10 protein-coding genes and 2 pseudogenes are annotated in these 21422 nt (G+C 62.1%); 8 read left to right on the forward strand and 4 right to left on the reverse strand.

What is annotated here, in order from left to right:
- The first annotated feature begins 13 nt into the window (after nt 1-13).
- From K1X80_RS14555 to K1X80_RS14590, 8 genes and pseudogenes are all read left to right on the forward strand, one after another.
- On the forward strand, nt 14-244 hold the full coding sequence (locus tag K1X80_RS14555; protein WP_057444084.1) for a DUF2934 domain-containing protein: 231 nt from the start codon (nt 14-16) through the stop codon (nt 242-244).
- Between the two features lie 112 nt (nt 245-356).
- Nucleotides 357-2498, forward strand: coding sequence for a glycogen debranching protein GlgX (glgX, locus tag K1X80_RS14560; RefSeq protein WP_057436597.1), 2142 nt, complete (start codon nt 357-359; stop codon nt 2496-2498).
- Nucleotide 2499: 1 nt separating this feature from the next.
- A pseudogene (locus K1X80_RS14565) lies at nt 2500-3500 on the forward strand (acyl-CoA dehydrogenase).
- Nucleotides 3497-4254, forward strand: a pseudogene (locus K1X80_RS14570) (PIG-L deacetylase family protein). Before K1X80_RS14565 ends, K1X80_RS14570 begins: the two co-directional pseudogenes overlap by 4 nt.
- Nucleotides 4251-4850, forward strand: a complete 600-nt coding sequence (locus K1X80_RS14575; protein ID WP_057959475.1) for an SAM-dependent methyltransferase — start codon at nt 4251-4253, stop codon at nt 4848-4850. Before K1X80_RS14570 ends, K1X80_RS14575 begins: the two are co-directional and overlap by 4 nt.
- On the forward strand, nt 4847-5506 hold the full coding sequence (locus tag K1X80_RS14580; RefSeq protein ID WP_220172242.1) for a glycosyltransferase family 2 protein: 660 nt from the start codon (nt 4847-4849) through the stop codon (nt 5504-5506). The genes K1X80_RS14575 and K1X80_RS14580 overlap by 4 nt, the downstream gene beginning before the upstream one ends.
- Before the next feature lie 183 nt (nt 5507-5689).
- Nucleotides 5690-6451, forward strand: a complete 762-nt coding sequence (locus K1X80_RS14585) for a PIG-L deacetylase family protein (protein WP_057959509.1) — start codon at nt 5690-5692, stop codon at nt 6449-6451.
- Nucleotides 6452-6698: 247 nt separating this feature from the next.
- Nucleotides 6699-9275: an autotransporter outer membrane beta-barrel domain-containing protein gene (locus K1X80_RS14590; protein ID WP_220172243.1), complete on the forward strand. Its 2577-nt coding sequence runs from the start codon at nt 6699-6701 to the stop codon at nt 9273-9275.
- A 9-nt stretch (nt 9276-9284) separates the two neighbouring features.
- Here the strand turns inward: K1X80_RS14590 and K1X80_RS14595 are convergent, their stop codons facing one another.
- From K1X80_RS14595 to K1X80_RS14610, 4 genes are all read right to left on the reverse strand, one after another.
- Nucleotides 9285-13013 carry a hypothetical protein gene (locus tag K1X80_RS14595; protein ID WP_220172244.1) on the reverse strand — a complete coding sequence of 1243 codons (3729 nt, stop codon included), beginning with the start codon at nt 13011-13013 and terminating at the stop codon, nt 9285-9287.
- A gap of 617 nt (nt 13014-13630) precedes the next feature.
- Entirely contained in the window at nt 13631-15859 is a 2229-nt protein-coding gene (gene glgB / locus K1X80_RS14600; RefSeq protein ID WP_198799285.1) for a 1,4-alpha-glucan branching protein GlgB, read from the reverse strand.
- A gap of 146 nt (nt 15860-16005) precedes the next feature.
- Nucleotides 16006-19320 carry a maltose alpha-D-glucosyltransferase gene (gene treS / locus K1X80_RS14605; protein WP_057959471.1) on the reverse strand — a complete coding sequence of 1105 codons (3315 nt, stop codon included), beginning with the start codon at nt 19318-19320 and terminating at the stop codon, nt 16006-16008.
- Nucleotides 19321-19412: 92 nt separating this feature from the next.
- Complete coding sequence (locus K1X80_RS14610) at nt 19413-21386, reverse strand: alpha-1,4-glucan--maltose-1-phosphate maltosyltransferase (RefSeq protein ID WP_057959470.1); 1974 nt, start codon at nt 21384-21386, stop codon at nt 19413-19415.
- Between the last annotated feature and the right edge of the window lie 36 nt (nt 21387-21422).

Raw genomic sequence — 21422 nt, forward strand, 5'->3', positions numbered from 1 at the left:
GAGGAGCATTGCGATGAGCACCGAAGACAAACGCGTTCGTGAATTCGCGTATCAGATATGGGAGTCCGAAGGTAAACCTGAGGGCCAGGAAGCCCGTCATTGGGAAATGGCCCGCAAGCTGGCCGAAGCCGAGGCCCTGACTCCGAGTAAACCCAAGACCGGCACCAAGGCCAAGGCAAAGCCGGCCGCGGAAAAACCGGCGGTCGCCAAAAAGCCACGGGCGGCGCGTAAGCCTGCCGGCTGATCCACCTTCCCACAGGAGCCGGCCACCGGCTCCTGCAGCACACTCAACGATTGATCTGACCTGATGTCAGCACGGCCCCGTTCGGCCTGAAAAACCCTGCAGGAGCAACACCATGAGCAAGACACCCGCTACCGAGCCATCGCGCATTCGTGAAGGCTTGCCCTTCCCCCTCGGCGCGACCTGGGATGGTCTGGGGGTCAATTTCGCGCTGTTCTCGGCCAACGCCACCAAGGTTGAGTTGTGCCTGTTCGACGATACCGGCGAAGTCGAGCTGGAACGTATCGAGCTGCCGGAATACACCGACGAGACCTTCCACGGCTACTTGCCCGATGCCCACCCCGGGCTGATCTATGGCTACCGGGTATACGGGGCCTACGATCCCGCCAACGGCCATCGCTTCAACCACCATAAATTGCTGATCGACCCCTATGCCAAGCAATTGGTGGGCGAGCTCAAATGGTCCGAAGCGTTGTTTGGCTACACCATCGGTCACCCGGATGCCGACCTGAGTTTCGATGAGCGCGACAGCGCACCCTTCGTGCCCAAATGCAAAGTCATCGACCCAGCCCATACCTGGGGCAACGACCAGCCGGTGCGCACCCCGTGGGACCGCACGATCATCTACGAAACCCATCTGCGCGGCATCAGCATGCGCCATCCTTCGGTCCCTGAAGCGGTGCGCGGCACCTGCGCCGGGTTGATGGTGGACGATGTGCTCAAGCACATCCGCCAACTGGGGGTGTCCTCGGTGGAGTTGCTGCCGGTGCATGCCTTCGTCAATGACCAGCATTTGCTGCAAAAAGGCATGACCAACTACTGGGGTTACAACAGCATCGCCTTCTTTGCCCCCGACCCGCGCTACCTGGCCAGCGGCAAGATCGCCGAGTTCAAGGAAATGGTCGCGCACCTGCACGAGGCCAAGCTGGAAGTGATCCTCGATGTGGTCTACAACCACACCGCCGAAGGCAACGAGCAAGGCCCGACCCTGTCGATGCGCGGCATCGACAACGCCTCCTACTACCGCCTGATGCCTGACGACAAGCGCTTCTATATCAATGACTCGGGCACCGGCAACACCCTGGACCTGAGTCACCCTTGCGTACTGCAAATGGTCACCGACTCCCTGCGTTACTGGGCCACCGAGATGCATGTGGATGGCTTCCGCTTTGACCTGGCGACCATCCTCGGGCGTTATCACGACGGTTTCGACGAGCGTCACAGCTTCCTTGTGGCCTGCCGCCAGGACCCGGTGCTGCGCCAGGTAAAAATGATCGCCGAGCCTTGGGATGTGGGCCCCGGCGGTTATCAGGTGGGCAACTTCCCGCCGGGCTGGGTGGAGTGGAATGACCGTTTCCGCGACACCGTGCGCGCGTTCTGGAAAGGCGATGACGGCCAGTTGGCGGACTTTGCCGGGCGCATGACCGCCTCCGGCGAAATGTTCAACCAGCGCGGGCGCCGCCCCTACAGCTCGGTGAACTTCATCACCGCCCACGACGGCTTCACCCTGCATGACCTGGTGTCCTACAACGACAAGCACAACGAAGCCAACGACGAGAACAACCAGGACGGCAGCAATAACAACCTGTCGTGGAACCACGGCGTCGAAGGACCGACCGAAGACCCGGAGATCAACGCGCTGCGCCTGCGCCAGATGCGCAACTTCTTCGCCACCCTGCTGCTGGCCCAGGGCACGCCGATGCTGGTGGCCGGGGATGAGTTCGCCCGCACCCAGCACGGCAATAACAACGCCTACTGCCAGGACAGCGAAATCGGCTGGGTCAACTGGGAGCTGGATGAGGATGGCAAGTCCCTGCTCAAGTTCGTCAAACGCCTGATCAAGTTGCGCTTGGCCTACCCCATCCTGCGTCGCGGGCGCTTCCTGGTGGGCGACTATAACGAGGACATCGGGGTCAAGGACGTGACCTGGCTGGCCCCCGATGGCAATGAAATGACCATCGAGCAATGGGAAGACAGCCAGGGCCGTTGCCTGGGCATGTTGATGGATGGGCGCGCCCAGGAAACCGGGATCCGCCGGCCGGGGGCCGATGCTACGCTGCTGTTGGTGGTCAATGCGCACCATGACCTGGTGAACTTCCGCTTGCCCCAGGTGCCGGATGGCGGTTTCTGGACCTGCATGGTCGATACCAACCAGCCGGCCGTGCGCGGCCAGGAACGTTTCGATTTTGACCATGAATATGCCGTGACCGGGCGCTCGCTGCTGCTGTTCGAGCTGCAACACGAGGAAGAGGTGTGAAATGGATTTACACGGGTTCCTGCAACGCAATCGTAAGGGTCTGGCCGATACCGAGGGCCTTGGTCAGACCCTGAGCGCCATGGTGGCGGCTGGCCTGGATCAATTGCCATTGCCGGGTGGCGGGCAGACCCTGCTGCGCTTCAGCCTGCTGGCCCAGGTGGCCGGGCACAACCTGAGCCTGTGCAAGCTGTTCGAAGGGCACACCGACGCGCTGGCAATCATGGCCGACCTCAACAGCGCGGCGCCGCCGGCGGGCAGCACCTGGGGCATGTGGGCCGCCGAACCGCCGACGGCACGGGTGCAGGTCAGGCGTGAGGGCTCGCAGTACCTGCTGCATGGCCGCAAGGCCTGGTGTTCCGGGGCCGGGGTGGTCAGCCACGGGTTATTGACCGCCTGGGATGCGCAGGAGCGCCAGCAGTTGGTCGCGGTGTCAATGGACCAGCCGGGGTAACTGTGACCGCCGAAGGCTGGAACGCCGTGGGCATGGGCGCTTGCGCGAGTGTCGATGTGACGTTCGAGAACGCCGTGGCGCTGGCCGTAGGCGCCCCAGGGGATTACCTGCAACGCCCCGGCTTCTGGCACGGCGGGGTTGGTATTGCCGCCTGTTGGTACGGCGCGGCGCAGCGCTTGGCCGAGGCCCTGCGTGAACACTGCGACCAACGCGAAGAGCCCCATGCGCTGGCGCATCTGGGCGCGGTGGACATGGCCTTGTACGCGGCCGCTACGGTGCTGCGCACGGCTGCGCGGCAAATCGACGATCAGCCCCAGGCCAATGCCCAACTGCTGGCACGCCGCGCGCGGGCGGTGATTGAGGCGGCGGCCAACCAAGTCATCCATCACACAGGCCGGGCTTTGGGCGCCGGGCCTTACTGCAAGGATGAACACTTCGCCCGGCTGATGGCCGACTTGCCGGTGTACTTGCGCCAAAGCCATGCCGAGCGTGACCTGGCGGCCCTTGGCAAGCAGGTGGCGATCCAGTCCGGAGGGACGTGGCAATTATGAAAGCCAACCCCATTGTCGGCCAAGGCACCCCGCTGCGGGCCTGGCAAGGTTCAGCCCGGGTCGCCGGCCTGCCCGAGGTCAATGTGGCGCAATTGGTGCCTGATGGTTGCCGCGCCGTGATAATCGCGCCCCATCCGGATGATGAAGTGCTCGGCTGCGGCGGCCTGTTGCAAGGCTTGGCCGCGCTGGGCCGCGAACTGCTGCTGATCTCGGTGACGGATGGCTGTGCCAGCCACCCCGGCTCGCCCCGTTGGCCGCAGCAGCGTTTGCGCGAGGTGCGCCCGCAGGAGTCGGCCGAGGCCTTGCAGCGCCTGGGTTGGCATCAGCAACGCCTGACCTGGCTGCGCGGCGGTTTTAGCGACAGTCAGGTGCAGGCCCGGGAATCGGCGCTGACTGAATTTATCCAGCGGCACCTGCAACCGGACGATGTGGTGTTCACCACCTGGCGCGAAGACGGGCATTGCGACCACGAAGCGGTAGGCCGCGCCAGTGCCCAGGCGGCCTTGGCGGTCGGTGCGCGCTTGATTGAACTGCCGGTGTGGACGTGGCATTGGGCAACCCCGAAGACCCACGGGTGCCGTGGCAGCGCGCACGCAAGATTGCCCTGGCGCCCGCCGTCGTCGCGCGCAAGCGTCATGCCCTGCACGCCTTCACCAGCCAGCTGGAAGGCGACCCCCAGATCGACTTGCCGCCCGTCTTGCCGCCCCACGTGCTGGAGCGGCTGTTACAACCTTTTGAAGTGGTGTTTGTATGAGTGTGGCCACGGCTTACTTCGACCAATTGTTTGTGGATAATGACGATCCCTGGGCCTTCCGCCAGCGCTGGTACGAGCAGCGCAAGCGCGCCTTGACCCTGGGACTGCTGACCAAGCCCCGCTATGCCTCGATTTTCGAACCCGGCTGCGCCAATGGCGAGTTGAGCGCCGAACTGGCGCCACGTTGCGCGCGTCTGCTGTGCTGCGACACCGCCGCTGCCGCAGTGAGCCTGGCGCAAGCGCGCCTGCAAGGGTTCGCCCATGCCCAGGTCGAGCAACGTCGCTTGCCTGCCCAATGGCCGGGCGGCAGGTTCGAACTGATCGTGCTGAGCGAGTGGTGCTATTACCTCGACCATGACGACCTGTGCCTGCTCGTCGAGCAGATCCTGGCCGCGCTGACCGACGATGGCCAGGTCCTGGCCTGTCACTGGCGCCCGGCTATCGACGGTTGCCCGCAAACTGCGGAACAGGTCCACCAGGTGTTGCACCAACGCCTGGGTATGTCCCGCCTGGCGCAGGTGGCTGACAGTGATTTCCTACTCGACCTGTGGTCTCGCGAAAGCGCCTCGGTCGCCCATCTCGAGGGCTTGCGATGATCGGCATTCTGATCCCGGTGCATAACGAAGAGGCGCTGCTGCCTGAATGTCTGAAGGCCGCGTTGATCGCCGCCAGCCATCCCGGGTTGCTCGGTGAAGAAGTGCAGATACTGGTGGTGCTCGACAGTTGTACCGACCGCAGTGCGGCCATTGCCGAGACGTTCGGCGTACACAGCCTGAGCGTCGAGGCGCGCAATGTCGGCCAGGTGCGGGGCATGGGCGCTCGGCACCTGCTTAACAATGGCGCCCGCTGGATCTCCTGTACCGATGCCGACAGTCGTGTTGCCACCGATTGGCTGGTGGCGCAACTGGCGCTGGGCGTGGATGCGGTGTGCGGCACCGTCACGGTGGACGCCTGGAGCGATGGTTTCGACCAGGCGGCGCAGATCCGCTATCACCAGGCCTACCAGGCCTGTGACGGGCATCGGCACATCCATGGGGCCAATCTGGGGGTCAGCGCTGGCGCCTATGTGCGGGCTGGCGGGTTCGAGCCCCTGCCCTGTCATGAAGATGTGCAACTGGTACGCCAGTTGGAGCGTTGCGGCGCAACCATTGCCTGGAGCCACGCGCCCCAGGTCATTACCAGTGCGCGCCTGGAGTGCCGTGCGCAAGGCGGATTTGGCGACTATTTGAAGGGGCTGATGCAGCCTTCCTGAAATAAATACGATTTTACCCGGCCGGAGCGCGACGAATCCCCGCCAATGAACAATACTCAGGTATGGCAATCCAGGATTCGGAACGCCAGCGTGCCGTACGGGCCTGGCGCCTGCGCGACAAAAAGGAGAGTCTACCCGTCAACGGGATACGACCTGCATCAAACGGACAAGGACGTGACATTGATCAAACCCGCCCCCCTGCACGACGGGCGCCGCGTGCCGGCGCAAATCTGGAACAGTGCGCCTCAGCTGGCGCAAATCCCGACCATCAGCCCTTCTCTGCTGGTGCCCCCAGGCTCACGCGTGGTGGTAGTTGCTCCGCATCCTGGGGACGAAGTGCTGGCCTGCGGCGGTTTGCTGCAGCTGTTCAGTGCCCTGGACTACCCTCTGAAGTTGATCTCGATCACCGACGGCAGTGCCAGCCATCCGGGCTCCAACCAATGGTCGGCGCAACGCCTGAGCGTGTTCCGGCCCCAGGAAAGTGTCGAGGCCCTGCGCCGCCTGGGCTTGCCCTTGCACAGCCTGAAATGGATCCGTGGTGGCTTTTGCGACAACGCCCTGGCCGCCCACGAACAGCCCTTGAGCCAGTTTATTGCGCGTTACCTGCAACCCGGCGATGTGGTGTTTACCACTTGGCGCAATGATGGCAATGACGACCACGATGCGGTTGGTCGTGCCACCGCCATCGCCTGTGCGCTGACGGGCGCGCGCCTGCTGGAGTTGCCGATCTGGGCCTGGCACTGGCCCGCCCGCGAAGCCGGGCGCATGCCCTGGCAGTGCGCGCGCAAGGTGCGCCTCGACACCTGGAGCGTGGCGCGCAAACGCCATGCCGCCCACGCCTACGCCAGTCAGTTGCTCGGCGACCCGCTGATCGGCCTGGCGCCCATGCTGCCACCGGTGTTGCTGGAGCGTATGCGTGAGCCCTATGAGATCGTGTTCCTGTGACACAGGTCTATACCTGTTAATTCTGACAGTGGCGGCCCTTCCCGGCGGTTGCTAACGTGGAACCAGCACTGCACAGGTTCAGGTGCAGTCGAGATAGCCATGCCAACCCCTTGCATTGGCGATGTTTTACGAAACAGGAAACCGGTTGTCCCTTATCGTTATCGTGCTTTTTTGCGTTGTCATGGTCCGGACCGTGCCTGCCCTTGGGGGCGGCGGGACGTCATCTTCCATCGAGCGAGGATAGATCATGAGCACACGGCGATATGTGCGGCGGTACCTGGGCGCCTGGCTAACCAGCGCGGCCCTGATGGGGACCTTCCCGCCAGCTACCTATGCGGCCTGTACCCCGGTGATCACTGCGGGTGACGACACCACCCTCTGCGACAGTGGCACAGCACCCGGTTTTACCGACCTCAATGGCAATAACACCCTCAGTCTTCCCAGCGGTGGTAATGGCGCGATCACCGGCACTGTCACGTTTGGCGACGGCCATGATCAGGTGGAAACCCAGTCAGGCAGCATGGGCGCCTTGAACATGGGCAATGGCGCGAATATTTTCCGCGCGGACCTCAATGCGGTGGTGGGTGCAGTGACCCAGGGCGATGGTGCCGACACGGTGCAGATCAGCGGCGGCACCGTGGGCGCGATCAATCAGGGCAACGGCATCGACAACTATGCGCAAAGCGGCGGGCGCGTGGCCAGCGTGGCCCAGGGCGATGGCCGCGATACGTTCTATATGAGCGGTGGCGAGATCGTCGGGGCATTCGAGGATGGCGACGTGGCCACCCAATCCGCCGGCACCATCGGCCGGGTGGATATGAAGCTCGACAACAACTTCTACACCCTGCTCGGCGGGCGGATCAACGGCAACCTGGTGACTGGCTTTGGCTTGGACACCATCGCTGTTTCCGGGGGGTATATCGGCGGCAACGTCAGTGTCAGCGGTGGCGACGACCTGTTCACCCTGACCGGCGGCGTGGTCAATGGGCAGGTGCTGATGAGCTTCGGCAACGATCAGTTCAACTGGATCGGGGCAGGCACGATCAATTCAGCGGTCAATATGGGCGCGGATAACGACAGGGCATTGCTGCAAAACCTGACACAGGCCCTGCTCTCTTCCACGCCCCTGGTCGATGGCGGCGTGGGCACCGACACCCTGGTCTTCGATAACACCCAGGCAGCCACCGCAGAACGCTACGTCAACTGGGAAACGGTCAACCTGGACAACGGCTCGCGCTTTACCTTGGCGCAGGATTTCAAACTGGGGGATAGCGGCAGCGGTACCGGCAGCTTGAATATCGACGGCAGCAGTGTGCTGCTGGTCAGCCAGGGGGCCATCAGCCCATTCACGGCCGGCCAGTTGGCAAGCCTCAACAACAGCGGCCTGATCGACATGACAACCGGCAGTACCGGCGCCACCGACAGCCTGACGGTAAATGGCACCTACACCGGCAACAACGGGCAGATGGCGCTGCAAAGTGTGTTGGCCGGCGATGGTGCCGCCAGTGACAAACTGGTGGTGAACCAGGGCTCTCTACTGGGCACCACGACCCTCAACGTCAGCAATCTGGGCGGGGCCGGCGCCGAGACCTTGAGCAACGGCATCCAGGTGGTCGAAGCGCGCAACGGTGCGACGGGCAGCGACCGGGCCTTCAGCCTGGCAGGCGGTTCGGTGTCCGCCGGGGCCTTTGAGTACTTCCTGTTCAAGGGCGGTGTCAGTGCCGGCTCCGAACAACAGTGGTACCTGCGCTCAGCCATTGTCGCGCCTCCCCTGCCCGAGCCGGAGCAGCCCCCGGTGCCGTTGCCGGTGCCTGGCGAAGGCACGCCGGTTGACTTGCCAACGCCGGTGCCCGGTGAACCGCCGATCCCGATCTACCGCCCCGAGGTACCGGTGTATTCGACGCTGTTTCCGGCGGCGCAGCAGACCGTCCGGGCCATGCTCGGGACCTACCACGAACGCATGGGCGATCAGAGTCGCCAGACCGCCACCGGCTCATTCCCGGCAGGCTGGGGCCGGGTTTACGGCAGCAGTAGCCGCCAGACCTACGCCGGCACGGTCAACCCACGGTTGGACGGTTCGGTCAGCGGCTTCCAGGTGGGCAGCGATGTCCATGCCTGGACCACTGGCAATGGCCAGACCCAGCGGCTGGGCTTCTTCGTCGGGCATAGCCGCCTGAGGGGTAATGTCGATGGGTTCAACCGCGGATGGCAGCACCTGGATGCTGGCAACACCACATTACGCGGCGACAGCCTGGGCCTGTATTGGACGTTGCTCGACCCGTATGGCTGGTACGTCGATGTGGTGCTGATGGGCACCCGCCTCAATGGCAGCAGCGAATCCGATCGGGGGCTCAAGCTCAAGACCAAAGGTCACGATGTGCTGGGCTCGGTAGAAGCCGGCATACCGCTGCAGGTCGGGCAACACTGGGTGTTGGAGCCGCAGGTGCAACTGATCGCCAATAAAACCAGGCTCGATAGCCAGAATGATGGGGTGTCCAAGGTCGAGTTTTCCGCGGACACCGCCATCACCACCCGGCTCGGGGCCCGATTGCGCGGCAGCTATACCCTGGCCGCGATGCCAGTCCAGCCCTATATCCGCACCAACCTCTGGCACGGTGCATCCGGGACCCATCGTGTGCGATTCAATGACGCCACGGACATTGATACCGAGCAGAAATCCACCACCCTGGACCTGAGTGCCGGCGCCACGCTGCAGGTTTCCAGCAGTGTCAGCGTGTATGGCGAGGTGGGTTATGCGCGCAACCTCGACAGCAATGCACTGGATGGGCGCAAGGGCACCCTGGGCCTCAGGATGGAGTTTTAGCGCAACGGATTATTGGAACACCTGGGCTTCACCATCGACGGTGGCGCTTATCCAGCGTGGGTCCATGGGGTCGCTCCACACCGAGCGCGGCGGCGTTCCTCCATCGCTGATCAGGATGCGTCTGCCAGACTGGCTCCACTCCTGCATCCGCGCCTTGAACTGGGCCGGGTAGTCTGCCGCCCGGCAGGTGATACCGGCCCAGGGGTCGACGACCCATGCCTGATCCCACTCCGGCCCCACAAACCCTTTACTGCGGGGCTGGCCCGGGGGCCCGCCGACGACCGCGAAGGTATGTCCTTTGACTTGCGCGATACGGGCATTGCCGCCACTGGCATTGATCGTATCAACGGCGACCTTGGCCATCTGGTCACAATTGCCGGCGCCGGTCTTCAGGACCATTTCGGAATAATTGGGCGCCCCCGTGCGGGTGTACAGCCAACCCACCACTTCTGTGGCCGTGGCGTTGCGCGTGGCCTCACCGGCAAGCCCGGGCACCTGTTGATTGGCTGAGCGAATGCCCGTGGCCTGAAACTGCTCGTCTACCGCTTTTCTCGCACCTTCTGCATACACGCGGTTCTGTTGTTCAGCCGGCAACTGGGCGAAGTCAGCAGGCTTGTTGATCGGCGCCAGGCGGATCGGTTTGGCCGCCACTACCACATGTCCGGGGTTGTTTCCCGATGCGTACACCGCCATCAGGACTTCGCGTTGTTTCTCGGGGGACAGACCCTGCAGTACGCTGGCAAGGTGGTTGATTTCGGCAGGTGACATAGGCTCGTCGGCGACGATTTTCTTGATCAGCGTCTCCAGGCTGGGCAGTACCACCAACTGATTGTTCGGGAGCCCCTGCGCCGCGAAACCGTAGATATCCTTGTATTGGTCGTAGAACTTGATGAATTCGACATCCAGCGCATCACTGCGGGTCATCCGGTGAAAATCCAGTTGCCCGTTGCCTGTCAGCTCAGCGTAATAGTGCACGCCAGTATCAGCCTCGACCACCACGTACTGGTGGCCATTATGGTTGACCTTGACCCCCCTGATGACACGCTGGTCATTACTCAGGTCGCTGATCGCATCCATCTTGACCACCACCGTTTCCTGGTTGATCGCCCGGGGCACACCAAAATCGTCATAGCCAAAATCCGCTTCGTTGACCACGCTGCCGGTCGTGCGAGGTTTGTAGGTCACAGGTCCTACACTCGCCATCGGTAGCAGCTCCTGGTTGCCCGCCTCATTGACGCGGTAACGACGGTGCTCATGGATGACCGTGCGCGGCCCTTTTCCTGGGCCGGCCCGCGGGATCAGTCGGCGATGCTCGAGTGCTTGTGCGTCCTGAAAGACCGGCGTGCCTCCTGGCTCGATCTGTTTGGTGTAGCACAGGTCATTCAGGTCCCGCTTGGATCGCCGGCCCCCGCCGCCACAGCTCATCACCAAACCTTCAAGCGGCTCGGTATCCTCCGGGCCGCCCAGTTTGATCAGGCTGTCGGGCTTTTTCGGGTTATAGCGATAGACATCATCACCGATAACCAGGTCGCTGTACGTGTGCCGATGCAGGACTCGGACCTGGTCACTGGAGAGGCCTTCGGGGACCCGCAAGGTCAGGCCCTGCGCGACGGGCCTGGGGGTCAGGGGGATCTTCGGGGTAATGTCGTAGCGGCCTCTGCCGGGCAGTTTAAGGAAGCCGGATTGCTTGACCTTGGCAATACCGGCCTGAAGATTGCTCAGGCCCGCGCGCCCAGACTTCATGAGCCTGCCCCCCAAGCCATTGATCGCGGGCATCACCGGGTCAAGCGGGTTGAGATTGTGCGCCACGGAAACCGCGAACTTCTTCACCAGGGGCAGAAATTTTGGCAGCAGTGCCCTTACGCCAATCTTGCCGGCCGTGGACAGGAGGCGCACCGAGCCCGCGGCAAACTTGCCCGCCGGCCCGGCGAAGGTCAGCAGGCCGTCGACCACCAGATCCTTGATGCCCTCCTTGGTATTGCCTTTGACCAGGTTTTCGATGCCACTCCAGAACGGAACAACCATCTGACCGACGCCTTTGACCCGATCCCAAAAGGCGTCGTCGTTTTTATGGGCCGCGCTTTCCCGGGCCGGGTCCGACTCCGCCCACTGCTTGAGCGTGGTTTCATCGACATAAAACAGATCCGTGGTAATGGCCTTGGCGATCTCCACTGAGCGTTCGGACGCCAGGGTGTGCGGCACCGCACCTGTCGATGGATTGCTCGCCGCTGAAAAGTGCGCGAGCTGTTGCGGTACCACGATGGAAAAGCTCTTGGGTTTGGGGCCTTTGCCGGCCTTGTAATCCGTCCACTGTTGCTTGAACTCGGCCCTGCTGTCGGGGCGGGTGTGGCGGACTACCAGCTCTTCAGAAGGCTCACCCTCAGCGGAATGGTCAATTGAAATGAAATCCTTGCCATAGCGTTTATCGGTGGGGTTGTAGGACTCCAGGATCGGCTTCAAGTCGTCGCGCCGCCGGGCGATACCCTTGACCGGATTCACTTCGTAGTAGCTTGTCTCGCCCTTGTATTTGGCTTTGAGAATAAACGCCGGGCGTGTGACAGCGGCCTTTTTCTCCTCGGCGGTTTCATTGGGGCTGCCGGGTTTTGTCCGCAGGGCATACAGCGTTACGTCACCCCGTTCAATCGCCTCGCGGTCCTTTAGCGGCAACTGGGTCAACTGGCTGCGGACAAGCGTTCCGTAGGCGACCTTGGTATCGGCCAGGTATTTGTCAAACGCCCCCTGGAACTGGCCTTCATCATAAACAGGGTATTGATAGTTGACGTCCGAGGGGGTGATTTTCTCACCACTCATGTGCCTGTACAGAGCAAAAACAGGACTGATCAGGCTCAGCACCTCGGTCCGGGAAGTGCCCTTCTGCATCCGTTCGAAATAGTCTTTGCGCATCGGCACATCGGCCGCCATCTGTTGGGTTGCCGCGACCACGCTATCGATATGGGCGTCCAGTGCAGTGGCTGCCTTATTTATATCTTCCTGCGAATAGCTTTCCTTCTGTGGGAGCACCCCTTGCGTCACCGCCCACGCCAGAACCGCCGGGGTACGGGTCGAGGTTATGAGCGCCCACTCACCGTCCGTTGTAGCTTGCTCGCTGAGCTTGCCAGGCAGATCGACCAGTTGTTGAAAGCCCATGCGCCGCGACGAGCCCGGCGCGATCGTTTCAGCCAGACTGACGCCTTGCTGGAAGTTCACCCACACCGCCGACCCTCGGTAAGGTAGATCCGCTGGCGTATCACGCACGGCAAAGTCGGGCGGGAACAGGGGTTGCAGAATATAGGCCGCCAGATGGGCCTGATCCCCGGAAAGCTGCCTTGAATCGACCAGGTGTTTCCTGAACGCGGACTTTATCGACGGGTAGCTTTGGCCCCACTGGTCACTCGAGGCCAGATTAAAGCCGGCAACCTGCCCGGGTTTGCGCGTCTGCAGCGGGTCCAGGCTCAAGGCCAGGGCCTTGAGCAACAGCTTGACCTTGACTTCGGGCGTTATGACGCCATCGAGGGGGAATTCGGCCCCGCCCAGGGTTTTTAACAACTGCTGAACCCGTTCATTGGCCTTGGGCGATTTGAGTATCAGCTCCAGCACGGCGGCCGGCGTGCCCTGGGCTTTTTTCAGGGCCTGGGGTGGGAGGTCTTCGGTCAGCTGGCTGAGCAATGGTTTTCTGTACTTGGCCTCTTGCTCGGCAACCCAGGCCTGGATAGCGGGCTCATTGCGCTTGTCCAGCAAGCCATCCATGTCACTGGACGGATCATCCAGGCCCAGGCTGATTTCGCTACGCGCATCTTGCGCAGCGTCAATCGCCGCTTGCACCTGCTCCGGTGTCTTGGGGTTGGAGGGCACTATCCCGTAAAACGCGAGCATGTTATCCAGCCGATTGGTCCCCGGTTGGGTCGAGCCATTGGCGGGTATCAGCGGCGAGTCTTTGTTGAGAAACAAGCTTTTATTGACGACGGCATTCGGGGTTTGCAGCGCGTGCAGCACCCGCAGTATTTCGTCCAGATCACCGAGCTTTCCCCGCACGTGCACCTGGTGTGAGGGAGTCGCTAGCGCAGGCGGTTGCACCAGCGTCAGGCCGGCACTGCCTTCGCTGGGTGGTGGCGTGTCGGAGCGTGACAAGGTGGGAGCAGCAGGCGCAAATCGTGTGTTGAGGTGGACAGGCGTCATGATGGTTCGTCTCTGGCAGTGATACACAGGCACAGCGACGAAACGAAGGGGGACTGGGAAACTGCGCCTGATCGCTGACATCCTTGTGTGGCGCACACGTAAGAAAATGTTCCAGACGGTTTGGTAACAGCGTTGGTCAGGCCATCGTGGTCAAGCCACGATGGCCATGCGGCGCGCCTTTACTCCTGGCGCAGAATCAGTACCCCCAGTGGCGGCAGATTCAACGCCAGCGACACCGGCTGCCCATGGTGCGGCTCGGCGAGGGTGAACACTTCACCGCCGTTGCCGTAGTTGGAACCGGAATAGGTGTCGGCATCGCTATTGATCACCTCCTTCCAACTGCCGGCAAACGGTACCCCCACCTTGTACGCCTCGCGGGGCACAGGGGTGAAGTTGGCCACCACCAGCACCGGCTTGCCGTCCTTGCTCCAGCGCAGCCAGGCATAGACGCTGTTGATTGCATCGTCGCCAATCAACCACTGGAAGCCTTGCGGTGCGTCGTCTTGCTCGTGCAGGGCCGGCTCTTCGCGGTACAGGCGATTGAGGTCGCCCACCAGTTTCTGCACACCCCGGTGTTCCGGGTACTGCAGCAGGTACCAATCCAGTTGCTGGTCGTGGTTCCACTCACGCCATTGACCAAACTCGCAGCCCATAAACAGCAGCTTCTTGCCCGGATGCATCCACATAAAGCTCAGGTAGGCCCGCAGGTTGGCGAATTTTTGCCACCTGTCGCCGGGCATTTTGTCGATCAGCGAGTGTTTGCCATGCACCACCTCATCATGGGAGATCGGCAGCACAAAACGCTCGGACCAGGCATACACCAGGCCGAAACTCAGCTCATTGTGATGATGGGCGCGGTACACCGGGTCCTGCTGGATGTAATGCAGCGAATCGTGCATCCAGCCCATGTTCCACTTGTAGTTGAACCCCAGGCCGCCCTGCTGGGTCGGCTGGCTGACGCCAGGCCAGGCGGTGGATTCCTCGGCGATTACCAGGGCGCCGGGAGCTTCCAGGGCCACTACATCGTTGAGGTGGCGCAGGAACTCAATGGCTTCGAGGTTCTCGCGCCCTCCGTGGCGGTTAGGCACCCACTCCCCGGCCTTGCGTGAGTAGTCGCGATACAGCATCGACGCCACCGCATCCACCCGCAGGCCATCAATATGGAAGTGCTTGAGCCAGTGCAATGCCGACGCCAGCATAAAACCATGGACCTCGGTACGCCCCAGGTTGTAGATCAGCGTGTCCCAGTCCTGATGAAAGCCTTCCAGCGGGTTGCCGTATTCGTACAGCGCGGTGCCGTCGAACTGGGCCAGGCCATGGGTATCGGTAGGAAAATGCGCCGGCACCCAGTCGAGAATGATGCCGATATCCGCCTGATGGCAGGCGTTGACGAACGCGCCAAACTCGTCGGGCGAACCAAAGCGTGCGCTGGGTGCAAATTGCGACAACGGCTGGTAACCCCAGGAACCACCGAACGGATGCTCCATGATCGGCATAAGTTCGATATGGGTGAAACCCAGTTGCTGCACATAGGGAATCAGCCGCTCCCCCAACTCGCGCCAGCCGTATTGGCGCGACACTTCGCCCAACTCGTCCAGCTCGCATTGCCAGGAACCGACGTGCAGTTCGTAGATTGACAGGGGCGCACTCGGCGCCTGGCGTTCGCCCCGGGTCTGCATCCAGGCTTCGTCCGACCACGCCACTTGCAATGGCGCGGCGACCTTCGACGCCGTGTCGGGCGGTAACTGGGTGGCCAGGGCCATGGGATCGGCCTTGAGCGGCAGGATCCCGGTGGCGCCGAGAATTTCGTATTTGTAGGCCGCGCCCGGTTGCAGGCGCGGGATAAAGATTTCCCAGACCCCGGCGGGATGCCGCAGGCGCATCGGGTGGCGGCGCCCGTCCCAGATATTGAAGTCGCCCACCACCGAGACCCGCCGGGCATTCGGCGCCCACACGGCAAAGCGCACGCCCTGGATACCATCGACGCTCGTCACTTGGGCGCCCAGGCAATTGCTCAACTCGCGGTGATTGCCTTCGGCAAACAGGTACAGGTCCATTTCCCCGAGCAACTGGCCGAAGCTGTAGGGGTCTTCGGTGATTTGCTCGCCGCCGGCCCACTGGATCTTCAGCAGGTAGCTTTGGCGTGTAGAGAAATGCCCGATAAACAAGCCGGGAACCGGGGTGGCATCCAGGCTGCCAAGCCCGTCGCCGCTGTCACGGGCCAGCACCTCAACACTCAAGGCCTCAGGCAGGAATGCGCGGATAACCTGGCCGCCCTGCTCATCGTCGTGGGGGCCGAGGAGCGCAAACGGATCCGGATGTTCGGCGCGCACCAGGGCTTCAATATCCTTGGGTGCCGGCATGACCGCGAATTTCGATTGCAGCGGTTCTTTATGTGTAAAGCTCATGATTTCTCCCACCGCTTGTGACACTAAGGATCAAATGTGGGAGCTGGCTTGCCAGCGCTGGCGCAGTGTCAGCTAACGCCGCCATCGTAGCCTGGCGACAGCTCGACAACTCCTACATTCGATCTGCTTTGTTTTGACGTACGCCTTTAACGCCCGTCCAGCAACCCGTGCAATCCGCGCAATGGCACTGCCAGCCAGGTCGGGCGGTTCTCTGCCTCGTAGGCCACTTCATACGCCGCCTTCTCCAGGCTGAACAATGCGAGAGCCGCTTCTGCTCCTTTGGCATCCTGCCAGTCATGCGCCAGTGTAGACGTAGCCTGTTGATACGCCTGGATAAATGCCTGGCGCGCTTCAGTCAGGTAGCGATCTACCACGCGTTGGCGCGAGGCATCGGTATCGGCCGAGTGATCCAGCCCTTGCCCTTGCACATTCAGGGCCATGGCGGCGGCGTAGTCGAACGAACGCAGTACGCCGCTGACGTCCTTGTACGGGCTGTGCTTGCCTCGGCGCTCGTGCAACGGCCGCGCGGGCTCGCCCTCGAAGTCGATCAGATAGGCATCGCCCTTGACCACCAGGACCTGGCCCAGGTGCAAATCCCCATGGACCCGGATGCGCAAGCCGCCCATCGTGGCTTTTGCCAAGGCCTGCACATGGCTGGCAATCGCCTTTTTCTGTGCCAGCAGTTGAGTGACCAACCCCTGGTCGGCGGGGTTCAATTGGTTTTGATGCTGTTTGAGCAGTTGCAATGCACGCTCGATCTGCGCGCCCACCTGCTTGGCCCAGCCCTGGCTGTCCTTGACGGTAGTGACTTCGGGCTGGAAGTCCGGGTTGGTGGTTGGCGCGGCCAGCACGTTGTGCATTTCCCCCAGCCGTTGCCCGAGCAGCCCGGCGAAATCCGCCAGTTCGCCGAGGGCGTTGTAGTGTTGTTCCTGTTCGGAAATCGCTTCGGCCAATTCATCGCGAATCGCCCGTTCCAGGTTGTTCTGGGTCCAGCCCCAGGCATCGCCCTGGTTGCTGAGATAGCCCTGGGCAATCATCAGCAGGTTGTCCTGGCCTTCGGCATCGCGGCGGATCACCGAACCCAGCAACGGCGAGATATGCGCGTAGCCGGCGGCGGTCAGGTAGGCGCCCATTTCCAGTTCCGGATGAATCCCGGTGCTGACCTTGCGGATCAACTTCAGCACCAGGCTTTCGCCGACCACCACCGAACTGTTGGACTGCTCGGCCGCCAGGTAGCGCACTTGCAACTGGTCGCCCAGGGGCAAGTCGGGCAATTGTGGGGTCGGCTCGAAACGGATCTCCCCATCGCTGCTGGTAAGCACGGTCTCGGCGCGCAGGCCCTCGATCACCGCGCGGATGAAGCTGTCGAGGCTGAACGCATCGGTGATCAGGCCCACCTGGCGCACCCGGCGTACCCGTGCCAGGGCCAGTTGCTGCGGCAAGGCGCTGCTGAACTGATCTTCGCCCAGCAGGCCGAAGGGCAACTGATAACGGCTGGTCTGCCCGCCGCTGGTCACTTCAATCTCACTGAGCAGCACCGGATGCTGGGCATCGCCAAAGCGCACGCCATAGGCGATATGCACGCGGTCGATGGTTGAGTCCTTATTGGCGAACCAACGCCGATTGGCCAGCCAGCTGGGCAGTGAAGTCTGCTCCAGAGTGGTGCGGCACGGCGCTTCGAGCAATTCTTCGAGGCGTTTTTTCAAGACCAGGGTGGTGAAGTCCGGCAGACTCTGGGCCGGCTCCACATGCCAGCTGGGCATCTGGTTTTCCGCGGCCAACACAAACCAATAGAAGCCGTAGGGTGCCAGGGTCAGCAGGAAATTCAGCTGACCGATGGGCGGGAAGGCATTGCCGCCGAGCATTTCCACCGGAACCATGCCGGCAAAGGCCGACAGGTCCAACTCCGCCGCCTGGGCGGTACGCGACACGTTGGCCACACACAGGATGATTTCCTGTTTGCCGTCGACGCCGGTGTACTCGCGGGTGTAAGCGAGGATCCGGCGGTTGCTCGGCGAGAGCATTTTCAGGGTGCCGCGCCCGAACGCCTTGGACTGCTTGCGGATCGCCAGCATGCGCCGCGTCCAGTTCAGGAGGGAATGGGGGTCCTGGGCCTGGGTTTCGACGTTGACCGACTGGTAGCCGTAGAGCGGGTCCATGATCGGCGGCAGTACCAGGCTGGCCGGGTCGGCGCGGGAAAAACCACCGTTACGGTCGATGGACCATTGCATCGGCGTGCGTACGCCGTCGCGGTCGCCCAGGTAGATATTGTCGCCCATGCCAATTTCATCACCGTAATACAGGGTCGGTGTGCCAGGCATGGACAGCAACAGGCTGTTGAGCAGCTCGATGCGGCGGCGGTCGCGCTCCATCAAGGGCGCCAGGCGTCGGCGAATCCCCAGGTTGATGCGCGCGCGGCGATCGGCGGCGTAGTAGTTCCACAGGTAATCGCGCTCCTTGTCGGTGACCATTTCCAGGGTCAGCTCATCATGGTTGCGCAGGAAAATCGCCCATTGGCAGTTCGCGGGAATTTCCGGGGTCTGGCGCAGAATATCGGTGATCGGGAAGCGATCTTCCTGGGCCAGGGCCATGTACATACGCGGCATCAGCGGGAAATGGAAGGCCATATGGCATTCGTCGCCGTCGTCGCCCTTCTGGTCGCCAAAGTACAGCTGGGTATCTTCCGGCCATTGGTTGGCTTCGGCCAGCAGCATGCGGTCGGGGTAGTTGGCGTCGATTTCGGCACGGATCTGCTTGAGCACATCGTGGGTTTCGGGAAGGTTTTCGTTGTTGGTGCCGTCGCGCTCGATCAGGTAAGGAATCGCGTCCAGGCGAAGGCCGTCGATGCCCATGTCCAGCCAGTAGCGCATCACCGACAGCACGGCCTTCATGACTTGCGGGTTGTCGAAGTTGAGGTCCGGCTGGTGGGAATAGAAGCGGTGCCAGAAGTACTGGCCGGCGACCGGGTCCCAGGTCCAGTTGGACTTTTCGGTGTCGAGGAAAATGATGCGGGTGCCGTCGTATTTCTGGTCGTCATCGGACCACACGTAGAAGTCCCGGGCACTGGAGCCAGGCTTGGCCTTGCGCGCGCGCTGGAACCACGGATGCTGGTCCGAGGTGTGGTTGATCACCAGCTCCGTAATCACCCGCAGCCCGCGCTTGTGCGCCTCGGCGATAAAACGCTTGGCGTCGGCCATGGTCCCGTAGTCGCTGTGCACACCACGGTATTCGGCAATGTCATAGCCGTCGTCACGGCGTGGCGAAGGGTAGAACGGCAGCAGCCAGATGGTGTTCACGCCCAGGTCGGCGATGTAGTCGAGTTTGGCGATCAGCCCGGGGAAATCCCCGATGCCGTCGTTATTGGAGTCGAAATAGGATTTGACGTGAACCTGGTAAATCACCGCGTCCTTGTACCAGAGCGGGTCTTTGATAAAGGTGGCAGCCTTGGGTTTCTTCGCCATTGGAAACTCCTGGAAAATTCAAGAAAACTTACAGACTGGACTGGATCAATGTGTGCGGGCTTGCCCGCTCCCACAGTTGATCTGCATCCGACTCAAGACTGGGTTACGCGCCAGATGCCAAATGGCATATGGGGCTCGATGCGCATCCATTGGATCTTGCCGTACCAGGTCCAGCGATGGCCGTTCATCAGGTCTTCGCCCTGCACTTGGGCGTCGTCCGGCAGGCCCATCTCCCACAACGGCAGCTCGAAATGCGCCTCCTGGGCGTTGAACGGGTCGAGGTTGACGGCGACCAGGATGAAGTTGCTGCCATCCTCGCTGCGCTTGCCGAAGTACAGGATGTGGTCGTTGAACGCGTTGTAGAGCGTCAGGCCCAAGTGTGTCTGCAGTGCCGGGTTTTGCCGGCGGATGCGGTTGAGTTGGGCAATCTCGGCAATGATGTTGCCGGGGGCACTGAAGTCCCGGGGGCGGATCTCGTACTTTTCCGAGTCCAGGTACTCTTCCTTGCCCGGCACCGGCGCGCTTTCACACAGCTCAAAACCCGAGTACATGCCCCATAGGCCCGAGCCCATGGTGGCCAGCGCGGCACGGATCAAAAAGCCGGGGCGCCCGGACTCATGCAGAAAGCCCGGGTTGATGTCCGGGGTGTTGACGAAAAAGTTCGGCCGGTAGCATTCACGCCAGGGCGACTGGTTCAACTGGGTGAAGTACTCACTCAATTCGGCCTTGGTGTTGCGCCAGGTGAAATAGGTGTAGCTCTGGGAATAACCGACCTTGCCCAGCCGCGCCATCATCGCCGGGGTGGTGAAGGCCTCGGCGAGGAAGATCACTTCGGGGTGCTGGGCCCGTACATCGCTGATCAACCATTGCCAGAACGGCAGCGGCTTGGTGTGAGGGTTGTCGACGCGGAAGGTCTTGACCCCCTCCTCGACCCAGCCCAGCACGACATCGCGCAACTCCAGCCACAGGCTGGGGATCGCATCGGTGGCATAGAAGTCGACGTTGACGATGTCCTGGTATTTCTTCGGCGGGTTTTCCGCATATTTGATCGTGCCGTCCGGGCGCCAGTTGAACCAGCCGGGATGCTGCTTGAGCCAGGGGTGGTCCTGGGAACATTGGATGGCAAAGTCCAGGGCGATCTCCAGGCCGTGCTCGGCGGCGGCGGCTACCAGGCGGCGGAAATCCTCGCGGGTGCCCAGCTGCGAATGGATGGCGTCATGGCCGCCCTCCTCGCTGCCGATGGCATACGGGCTGCCGGGATCCTCGGGGCCGGCGGTCAGTGAGTTGTTCTTGCCCTTGCGGTGACTACGGCCGATGGGGTGGATCGGCGGGAAGTACAGCACGTCAAAGCCCATGTCATGGATCATCGCCAGGCGCCCATGCACGTCATTGAAGGTGCCGTGGCGCGCCGCATCGTCGGTGATCGAGCGCGGAAACAGCTCGTACCAACTGGCAAACAGCGCCTGTGGCCGTTCCACATCCAGTGGATACACCGGGCTGATACTCAGGTAGGGGCGTAAATCGGCCTCGGCCATCAGCTGTGCACTGTGTTCGTGCAGAAACAACGCGACCTGCTCGGTTTCCAGCAGCCCGGACAATTGTTGATGCAATTGCTGCAAGTGCTCCTGCAGCTCACCTTCACTGCGTTCAGCGGCTTGCAAGACCTGCTGGCGACCTTCCTGCAGCTCCAGGCTGACGGGAACCCCGGCGGTGTGTTTCTTGCCCAGTTCGTAGCAGAAACTGGCGAAATGGTCGATCCACGCCTCGATGCAATATTGGTGCGGGCCCTGCAGGGTGACGTCGAAAGTGCCTTCCCAGGTGTTGTTGCCCTTGTCTGCCATGACCTCGCGATGCCAGTTGTCTTCACTCAGCGACCGCCAGCGAATCAACACGGCCAACTGGTCATGGCCGTCGGCGAACACCTTGCTGGTAACGTGGATGGATTGCCCTTGCACGGCCTTGACCGCGAATGCGCCGGCATCAATCACCGGCATCGTGTCTTCAATGGCGATCCTGGGCAGCAACAGTGCCTGGGACAATGGTAATCCGGGTATTTCAGCCGTCATCGAGCATCTCCCCTTACGCCCCATGGACGCTCTTGT

It is taken from the genome of Pseudomonas sp. So3.2b (assembly GCF_019464415.1).
GTDB classification, from domain to species: Bacteria; Pseudomonadota; Gammaproteobacteria; order Pseudomonadales; family Pseudomonadaceae; genus Aquipseudomonas; species Aquipseudomonas shahriarae.

Excerpts from the sequence above, each read along its gene's own strand:
- K1X80_RS14610 (WP_057959470.1), bottom strand. The coding sequence starts at position 21,386 with ATGACGGCTGAAATACCCGGATTACCATTGTCCCAGGCACTGTTGCTG.
- glgB (WP_198799285.1), bottom strand. The coding sequence starts at position 15,859 with ATGAGCTTTACACATAAAGAACCGCTGCAATCGAAATTCGCGGTCATG.
- glgX (WP_057436597.1), top strand. The coding sequence starts at position 357 with ATGAGCAAGACACCCGCTACCGAGCCATCGCGCATTCGTGAAGGCTTG.
- treS (WP_057959471.1), bottom strand. The coding sequence starts at position 19,320 with ATGGCGAAGAAACCCAAGGCTGCCACCTTTATCAAAGACCCGCTCTGG.
- K1X80_RS14575 (WP_057959475.1), top strand. The coding sequence starts at position 4,251 with ATGAGTGTGGCCACGGCTTACTTCGACCAATTGTTTGTGGATAATGAC.
- K1X80_RS14580 (WP_220172242.1), top strand. The coding sequence starts at position 4,847 with ATGATCGGCATTCTGATCCCGGTGCATAACGAAGAGGCGCTGCTGCCT.
- K1X80_RS14590 (WP_220172243.1), top strand. The coding sequence starts at position 6,699 with ATGAGCACACGGCGATATGTGCGGCGGTACCTGGGCGCCTGGCTAACC.
- K1X80_RS14555 (WP_057444084.1), top strand. The coding sequence starts at position 14 with ATGAGCACCGAAGACAAACGCGTTCGTGAATTCGCGTATCAGATATGG.